9 protein-coding genes are annotated in these 7,806 nt (G+C 35.8%); 5 read left to right on the top strand and 4 right to left on the bottom strand.

Annotated features, from left to right (window positions below; genetic code table 11):
* Positions 1-316: 316 nt before the first annotated feature.
* The 3 genes from AB1397_06675 to uvrB are packed head-to-tail and all read right to left on the bottom strand — an operon-like array spanning position 317 to position 2,808.
* Positions 317-628 carry a hypothetical protein gene (locus tag AB1397_06675; GenBank protein MEW6482660.1) on the bottom strand — a complete coding sequence of 104 codons (312 nt, stop codon included), beginning with the start codon at positions 626-628 and terminating at the stop codon, positions 317-319.
* Positions 585-806 carry a hypothetical protein gene (locus AB1397_06680; protein ID MEW6482661.1) on the bottom strand — a complete coding sequence of 74 codons (222 nt, stop codon included), beginning with the start codon at positions 804-806 and terminating at the stop codon, positions 585-587. The genes AB1397_06675 and AB1397_06680 overlap by 44 nt, the downstream gene beginning before the upstream one ends.
* Positions 807-843: 37 nt before the next feature.
* Positions 844-2,808 carry an excinuclease ABC subunit UvrB gene (gene uvrB, locus AB1397_06685; GenBank protein ID MEW6482662.1) on the bottom strand — a complete coding sequence of 655 codons (1,965 nt, stop codon included), beginning with the start codon at positions 2,806-2,808 and terminating at the stop codon, positions 844-846.
* Positions 2,809-2,876: 68 nt separating this feature from the next.
* Between uvrB and AB1397_06690 the strand changes: the two genes are divergently transcribed.
* From AB1397_06690 to AB1397_06710, 5 genes are read left to right on the top strand one after another with little or no spacing between them, the layout of a single operon-like run.
* The gene (locus AB1397_06690) at positions 2,877-3,338 is read left to right on the top strand and encodes a R3H domain-containing nucleic acid-binding protein (GenBank protein ID MEW6482663.1); all 462 of its coding nucleotides are present in this window, start codon (positions 2,877-2,879) and stop codon (positions 3,336-3,338) included.
* Entirely contained in the window at positions 3,331-4,656 is a 1,326-nt protein-coding gene (gene mnmE / locus AB1397_06695) for a tRNA uridine-5-carboxymethylaminomethyl(34) synthesis GTPase MnmE (protein ID MEW6482664.1), read from the top strand. The genes AB1397_06690 and mnmE overlap by 8 nt, the downstream gene beginning before the upstream one ends.
* On the top strand, positions 4,653-5,636 hold the full coding sequence (locus AB1397_06700; GenBank protein MEW6482665.1) for a lysylphosphatidylglycerol synthase transmembrane domain-containing protein: 984 nt from the start codon (positions 4,653-4,655) through the stop codon (positions 5,634-5,636). The genes mnmE and AB1397_06700 overlap by 4 nt, the downstream gene beginning before the upstream one ends.
* 32 nt (positions 5,637-5,668) lie before the next feature.
* The gene (locus AB1397_06705) at positions 5,669-5,920 is read left to right on the top strand and encodes an EscU/YscU/HrcU family type III secretion system export apparatus switch protein (GenBank protein ID MEW6482666.1); all 252 of its coding nucleotides are present in this window, start codon (positions 5,669-5,671) and stop codon (positions 5,918-5,920) included.
* A gap of 25 nt (positions 5,921-5,945) precedes the next feature.
* Positions 5,946-6,146: a hypothetical protein gene (locus AB1397_06710; GenBank protein ID MEW6482667.1), complete on the top strand. Its 201-nt coding sequence runs from the start codon at positions 5,946-5,948 to the stop codon at positions 6,144-6,146.
* Between the two features lie 203 nt (positions 6,147-6,349).
* On the opposite strand, the gene gatB is transcribed toward AB1397_06710, so the two are convergent.
* A complete protein-coding gene (gatB, locus tag AB1397_06715; GenBank protein MEW6482668.1) occupies positions 6,350-7,786 on the bottom strand; it encodes an Asp-tRNA(Asn)/Glu-tRNA(Gln) amidotransferase subunit GatB in 1,437 nt (478 codons plus the stop codon).
* Positions 7,787-7,806: the final 20 nt, after the last annotated feature.

The raw sequence follows: 7,806 nt of genomic DNA on the forward strand, positions 1-7,806 counted from the left end.
TGAAGGTTTAAGTTTTATAAAATTTTTTCCCTTTTAATTCAAAATTCAACATTCAAAATTCATAATTTTATAAAGTTTTCCTTAAGATTATCTAAACACATACATTTTGTAAAGCGTTATGGAATTTCATTTTGGGGTATGCCCTTATGTGCTTCTCTAAATTTTTCGATAAGTCTACACATAATTTTCCTCTATGTTTATTACAAGTCAAACAATTTTCACAAGATTTTAGCAATAAACACTCACACACAACATCAGAGGCTGGTGATTTATGAGTAAATTTAGGTTAATTTAAGGAGATTTTGTAAAAATTCATCTATATTATCCTTATAGGATAAGCTGTAATCCAAATTTCTATTTGTTTAAATCGCTCCTTTAAGATTTCTTTATAGCTTTTAAAGAAATCTTCTGTTTTTTGTGTATCTTGTGTATCAATAACCACCCTTAACAACTCATCCTCATATTCTTTTTCCTCATAAACCCACCAGCCAAAGAATTGAGGTTCTATAGTAATAGCGCCAAATCTATCTATAAGCTCTCTCTTTGTTAGCTGAATCTTCTCATATTCAACATAGGTTCCATCGTTATACTTGAGAGGCAACAGGATTTCGTATCTTACTGCAGACATAATCAAATCCTTCTCTTTCGAGAATCTTATATTCTATCTTTAAATCGTCTAATATTCTGAGGCTTTTTTCAGAAATCTCATATACATCATTCGGAAGGCAAATAAGCTTTATTCTTTTAGCCAATTCACAAAAACCCTTCGCATCCTCTTCTTTGTTCTTAAACCTAATTTTTACCATCTCTATAAATCATTTTATCTTAAATTCTTTTGTTATGTCAAGAATTTCTCCTTTTTCTTAAAACCCTTTTTATCTCAAATATTTTATCCCTAAATAAAGCTGCCTTTTCGTATTCAAGGGTTTCTGCGGCTTTTTTCATTTCCTCTTCAAGAAATTCAATCATTGTCCAGGGGTCGCTTGATTCTATCCCAATCTCTATTTTTTCATCCCCTGCCCTTCTCTTTACCTCAAGGTAATCGGTAATATTCTTTTCTATGGTCTTTGGTGTAATATTATTTATTCTGTTATATTCTATTTGCTTCTTTCTCCTTCTTTCTGTCTCATCCATTGCCTTTTTCATAGAATTGGTTATCCTATCTGCATACATAATCACACAGCCATCAATATTCCTTGCACACCTTCCAAATACCTGGATTAGGGATGTTTCCGACCTTAAAAATCCCTCCTTGTCTGCATCCAACACAGCAACCAAAGAAACCTCGGGAAGGTCTAATCCCTCCCTTAATAGATTTATCCCAACCAAGACATCAAAGTTTCCCAGCCTTAAATCCTGTAATATCTCAACCCTCTTTAATGACTCTATATCCGAATGGAGATACCTGACCATTAAACCTTTCCTTGCAAGGTAATCTGCCAGGTCTTCGGCTAGCCTCTTAGTTATGGTTGTAACGAGAACCCGCTGATTTTTCTCGGTTCTTTTTGTAATCTCCTGGATTAAGTTTTCTATTTGATTCTCTTCGGGTCTAACTTCTACCCTTGGGTCAACAATCCCGGTAGGTCGGACAATCTGCTCAACCACCTGCTGGCTTAAAGAAAGCTCATAGGAATCTGGTGTAGCAGAGATGTATATCTTCTGATGGGTTAATGATAAAAATTCATCAAACCTTAAAGGTCTATTGTCATAGGCAGAGGGAAGCCTAAATCCATAGTCAATAAGGGCTTTTTTTCTTGCTTTATCTCCCTCATACATTCCCTTAAGCTGGGGAATGGTTACATGGGATTCATCAATAATGACAAGAAAATCATCGGGGAAATAATCAATTAAGGTATATGGTCGTTCCCCTGGCTTTCTTCCTGAAAGGTGCCTTGAATAATTTTCAATGCCATGGCAATAACCCGTCTCCCTTAACATTTCTATGTCAAATCTGGTTCTCTCTTCTATCCTCTGTGCCTCAATAAGCTTATTCCTATCTTTAAAATATTTTATCCGCTCAACAAGCTCATCGGAAATTGTCCTTAATGCCTGCCTTAATCTCTCTGCATTGGTAAGAAAATGCTTTGCCGGATAGATAACCACACTATTTGTCTCTCTTTTCTCCTTTGTCAAAGGGTCAATTATCAAAATCTTTTCTATTTCATCGCCAAAAAGGGAAAGCCTGATTATATCTTCAGCTTGTGAAGGAAATAGATCAATTACCTCACCCTTTACCCTGAATTCCCCCTTTTGGGGAGAAGCATTGTTTCTTTTATATTGCAGCCTTACCAACTCGGAAAGAAACCCATCCCTCTCTATAACATCACCACAAGAAAGCTTGATGATGGATTCATGCCAGTCAGAGGGAGAACCAAGGTTATAGATGCAGGATACCGAGGCTACCACGATAACATCCTTCCTTGTCATCAAAGAAGCCGCTGCCTCAAGCCTTAATCTATCAATTTCATCGTTTATGCTGCAATCCTTCTCAATGTATGTATCGGTTGATGGAATATATGCCTCAGGCTGGTAATAGTCATAGAAGCTAATAAAATAAGAGACAGCATTTTCGGGAAATAATTCCTTAAATTCTGAATAAAGCTGGGCAGCCAATGTCTTGTTATGGGAGATAACCAAGGTTGGTTTATTAACTTGGGCAATAACATTTGCAATGGTAAATGTCTTGCCACTTCCGGTAACACCCAATAAAACTTGGTCTAAAAAGCCAGATTTTAACCCTTTCACAAGCCTCTCTATTGCCTTTGGCTGGTCTCCCTTGGGAGAAAAATTACTTCTTAATATAAACATACATAAAGATTTTAAAAGAAAGAGAAAATTCTTGCAATTCTTATATTTTTATGATAAAATAAAAAATTATGGAAGAACTTAATGAGAAGATAATCGCAGCACAGGCAATTACAGAGAAGATTTTAGGCTTAATGGGAATAAGTGCGAATGTCATAGCACAGAAGGAAGGGGCTAATATTGTTATAGTAATCAAGAGCAATGATGCAGGATTGTTGATTGGAAAGGATGGAAAATGCCTTAATGCCCTTCAAGAGATTGCAAGAGCAATCTTCTTTAAAAAGACAGGTTTTAAAAAAAGGTTGGTATTGGATATCAATGATTATCGCAAAAGAAGGAAGGAAAGCATTATAAAGTGTGCAAGCGAGGCGGCAAATAAGGCATTTACCACAAAGGAAGAGGTGGTAATCCCTCCCATGCCTTCTTATGAAAGATATATTGTCCATTCATTCCTCCAAAGCGATCATCGGGTAACCACAATGAGTCAGGGAGAGGGGGATAATAGATGCGTCGTGGTTATTCCGAATGCATGATACAATCTGTGCCATATCAACGCCAATTGGAGAGGCAGGAATAGGAATAGTAAGAATTTCGGGAGGAGAATCGTTGAAAATTGCAAAGAGAATATTTAGGTCAAAAAATAAGCTTACCTCTCATAGATTGATCTATGGGAAGATAATTGACCCAGACTCAAATTGCATAATTGATGAGGCTCTTCTTTGCTATATGAAGGCACCAAAAACATATACAAGGGAAGATGTGGTTGAAATAAATCTTCATTCTGGCTTTGCCGTTCTTTCTGAGGTTCTTTCTCTTGTCCTAAAAGAGGGTGCAAGGCTTGCCGAGCCAGGTGAATTTACCAAGAGGGCATTCCTAAAAGGTCGAATTGACCTTGTTCAGGCAGAGGCTGTGGAAAAGATTATCTCATCAAAGACAACCCTGGCAAGAGAAATTTCGACCCAACAGCTACAAGGCGAACTTTCTTTAAAAATAAGAAAGATAAGGGAAAATCTCCTTTCTATCCTCTCCTTAATTGAAGCAAGCCTTGATTTTGAAGAGGAGCTGGATAGAGAAAGGCTTTTTAAAGATATTTTTTCTATTAAAAAAGAGCTAAAGGGTTTCCTTGAAGGATATAGGACAGGAAAATTCCTTTCAAATTCTTGTATTGGTGTTATTATAGGAAGACCAAATGTTGGAAAGAGCTCAATTCTAAATGCCCTGATTGGCACAGATAGAGCTATTGTAACCCCCATCCCTGGAACAACAAGGGATTTGGTAAGCGAGGTAATAAATATAAAAGGAATTCCCCTTAAAATTACGGACACAGCAGGGCTTTGTGATGCAATTGATCTAATAGAAAAGGAGGGAATAAAAAGGGCTTATAAGGCAATTGAAAATGCCGATATTGTTATTTATGTTTTAGATGGCACAGGGATTATTACGAAAGATGATATTGCTATTTTTGAAAAAATAAAGAATAAAAGCATAATCTTTACAGTTAATAAATCAGACCTTCCCAAAAGGATTGATATAGAGGTTTTAAAGAAATATAAAAAACCCATAGTTTTTGTCTCTGCAAAGAGAAAGGAGGTCTCTTTGCTTTTGGATGAAATAGAGAAGGCTCTTTTTAGCTCATACGATGAAGCACACATCATTACAAGTATAAGGCATAAGGAGGCAATGGAGAGGTCATTAGAGCATTTAGATAGGGCAATTAGCTCAAAAGAAGATGAGGTTGTTAGCATTGAATTAAGGGATTCTATAGATGCTATATCAGAGATATTGGGCGAGAATATAACAAATGAGGATATTTTGGATAGAATATTCTCTACATTTTGTGTGGGAAAATGAAGAAGGGGTATTTTTTGGGGATTCTTTTAAGTTGCCTGTTTTTATACCTTGCCATCAGGAATGTAGAATATAAAAATGTAAGAAATGCTTTGGTATCTGCGAATTACATCTTTATCATCCCTGCAATGCTTGTGGTTATTGCCTCATTTCTTTTAAGGGCGATAAGGTGGGGATATATCCTTGAAAGCACAAAGAAGATAGGGTTTAATAGCCTCTTTGGGGTGATGATGATAGGATTTATGGTGAATAATGTGCTTCCTGCAAGGATTGGAGAATTTAGCCGGGCATATATGATGGGAAGAAAGGAAAATATATCAAAAAGCCTTTCATTTGGAACAATTGTTTTAGAGAGAATCTTTGATGGCTTTGCTCTTTTGTTCATCCTTGGTCTTTCAATGCTTCTCTCTCCATTTCCAAAATGGGTAAAGGCATTTGGTCTTATTAGCCTTTTCATATTTAGCCTCTCTATGGTTTTTATTGTCTTTTTAAGGATAAAGAGGGAATTTATGGTAAAGAAAATAGAAAATTTAGCCTCTATTTTTCATAAAGGGTTTTCAAGTAGAATTTCCTATATCTTTGATAGATTTATTGATGGATTGGCAAGCCTTGAAAACCTTAAGCATACAGGGCTAATAATCATTTATTCTATAATTTCCCAAATCGTCCTTGGCATAGAATTTCACCTTTTGTTCTTTTCCTTTGGGTTTAATCTTGCTTTCTATTCTCCCTATTTTATTGCATCAATCGTTGGGCTTTCCTCAATGATTCCATCTGCCCCAGGCTATATTGGCGTATTCCAATCATTCTGTGTGGGAGGCCTTATTCTTTTTGGAATAAACAAGGATATTGCCTTAAGCTATTCCATTGTTTGCCATATTGTTCAATATATCCCAGTGACCGCAATTGGTATTTTTTATTTTATAAATGAAAATATTCCAATTTCAAAGATAGAAGGCAGACCTTGTTTTAGAAAGCCTTAATGATATAACAAAGGAGGTTTCTTTAAGAAGATATGAAAAGGGCGGTGTGTTTAAGATATGAGAAGAAAGAGGGTGCTCCTGTGGTTGTGGCCAAAGGACAAGGATATATTGCAGAAAAAATAATTGAAAAAGCTATGAAAAATAATATTCCCATATATACTAACCCAAATCTAGCATCTATTCTTATGAGGGTTGAAATGGGCGAGGAGATACCAGAAATACTATATGAGGCTTGTGCAAAAGCCCTTGCCTTTGTCTTAAAATTAGAGGAAAAAAGGAGATGAAAAAATGTAGGCATTTTGGATATTGATGATAAAACTTTATAGGGAAGGTGAATTGTCCCTAAGCACCCTTGCTTCAAAGCTTGAATTGTCAGTAAGTGAAACCATAGAGAGTCTCTCTCAATTTGGGATAGAATCTCCCTTAGATTACCATGATTATCTAAAGGGATTTGAGAGAGTAAAAACGCTTAAGCTCCAAGAATTTAAAAAAGAAGGTAACAATTTATAGTTAATTCCATAACGCTTTACAAAATGTATGTGTTTAGATAATCTTAAGGAAAACTTTATAAAATTATGAATTTTGAATGTTGAATTTTGAATTAAAAGGGAAAAAATTTTATAAAACTTAAACCTTCAATTCAAAATTCAAAATTTAGAATTCAAAATTTCTTAAAAGGTGGATGAATTTTTAACAGATAAACACAACCCTATCTATTTTTGCACTAAGTAATGGAAGATACTATAAATCTGCAATCCTATCCTTTCTTTCAAAAGTCTGTTTGCTAATTCTGGGTTTGCTCGTCCTTTTGTTTTTTTCATTAAGGCTCCCACCAGGAAGCCCAATGCCTTCTCCTTTCCCTGTTTATATTCAGAAACCGCCTTTAAATTTTCCTTTAAAACCTCATCAATTACTCTAATGAGGCTTTCTTCATCCTTAATTTGAATAAGCCCTTTTTCCTTTACAATCTTCTCAGGGTCTTTTCCTGTATTAAATATTTCAACAATCAGCTCCTTTCCTATCTTTCCCGATATTTCACCTTTTTCTCTCATTATAAGCATCTTTGCCAAAAGATTTGGCTTTATCAGAGAGTCATTTATTTTATCAGGGGAAACCAAAGAAAGAACCTCTGTGGTTATCCAATTGCTTACAATCTTTGGGTTGTTGTAATATTTCAAGGTTTCTTCAAAAAAGCCTGCTATTTCTTTAGATGAGATCAAAACCTCTGCATCATAAGGGGATAGGCAATATTCGCTTACAAACCTCTTTTTCTTATCAGATGGCAATTCTGGGATTTCTCTTTTTAATTCCTCAATCAAGCTATTATCTATAACCAAGGGAAGAAGGTCTGGCTCGGGAAAATACCTGTAATCATGGGCTTCTTCCTTTTGTCTCATTGATAATGTAACCTCCTTTTTCTCATCCCATAGCCTTGTTTCCTGGATAATTTTTTCATTGTTTTCTAAAAGCTTTACCTGCCTTTCTATCTCATAGGATAATGCCTTTTCTACACCCTTAAATGAATTCATATTCTTTATCTCAACCTTTGTCCCTAGCCCTTCCCCCCTTTTCCTTATAGAAACATTTGCATCACACCTTAATGAACCCTCCTCCATATTGCAATCTGAGGCTTCAATATACTCAAATATTGCCTTAAGGGCGGTAAGGTATTGTCCTGCCTCCTTTGGACTTCTTATCTCAGGGCAAGATACAACCTCAATCAAAGGGATGCCACATCGATTAAAGTCAATAAGGGAATAATCTTCTTTATGAATAAGCTTTCCTGCATCCTCCTCAAGGTGAACTCTGATTATTCCAATTTTTTTCCCATCTATTTCAAGGAAGCCATCTATTGCTAATGGCTCATCATACTGTGAGATTTGGTAAGCCTTTGGAAGGTCTGGGTAGAAATAATTCTTTCTATGAAAACGTGATAGATTATTTATCTTGCAATTCAAAGCCAAAGCAGAAATAATAGCAAGGGAAACCGCACCCTTATTTAAAACAGGAAGGCATCCAGGAAGACCAAGACACACAGGGCAGACTAGTGTATTAGCTGATGCACCAAATTTTGTTGAGCAGCCACAGAATAGCTTGCTTTTTGTTTTCAACTGAAGGTGAACCTCAAGACCTATAACCGGCTCATACATATAGTATCTTTCTTATAGTA

The sequence above is a fragment of the bacterium genome, assembly GCA_040756715.1.
In the GTDB taxonomy this organism is placed as follows: Bacteria; UBA9089; UBA9088; order UBA9088; family UBA9088; genus JBFLYE01.

What these genes read in the sequence shown, in the direction of transcription:
- AB1397_06675 (MEW6482660.1), bottom strand. Translation starts at nt 628, where the DNA reads ATGTCTGCAGTAAGATACGAAATCCTGTTGCCTCTCAAGTATAACGAT.
- AB1397_06680 (MEW6482661.1), bottom strand. Translation starts at nt 806, where the DNA reads ATGGTAAAAATTAGGTTTAAGAACAAAGAAGAGGATGCGAAGGGTTTT.
- uvrB (MEW6482662.1), bottom strand. Translation starts at nt 2,808, where the DNA reads ATGTTTATATTAAGAAGTAATTTTTCTCCCAAGGGAGACCAGCCAAAG.
- AB1397_06690 (MEW6482663.1), top strand. Translation starts at nt 2,877, where the DNA reads ATGGAAGAACTTAATGAGAAGATAATCGCAGCACAGGCAATTACAGAG.
- mnmE (MEW6482664.1), top strand. Translation starts at nt 3,331, where the DNA reads ATGCATGATACAATCTGTGCCATATCAACGCCAATTGGAGAGGCAGGA.
- AB1397_06700 (MEW6482665.1), top strand. Translation starts at nt 4,653, where the DNA reads ATGAAGAAGGGGTATTTTTTGGGGATTCTTTTAAGTTGCCTGTTTTTA.
- AB1397_06705 (MEW6482666.1), top strand. Translation starts at nt 5,669, where the DNA reads ATGAAAAGGGCGGTGTGTTTAAGATATGAGAAGAAAGAGGGTGCTCCT.
- AB1397_06710 (MEW6482667.1), top strand. Translation starts at nt 5,946, where the DNA reads ATGATAAAACTTTATAGGGAAGGTGAATTGTCCCTAAGCACCCTTGCT.
- gatB (MEW6482668.1), bottom strand. Translation starts at nt 7,786, where the DNA reads ATGTATGAGCCGGTTATAGGTCTTGAGGTTCACCTTCAGTTGAAAACA.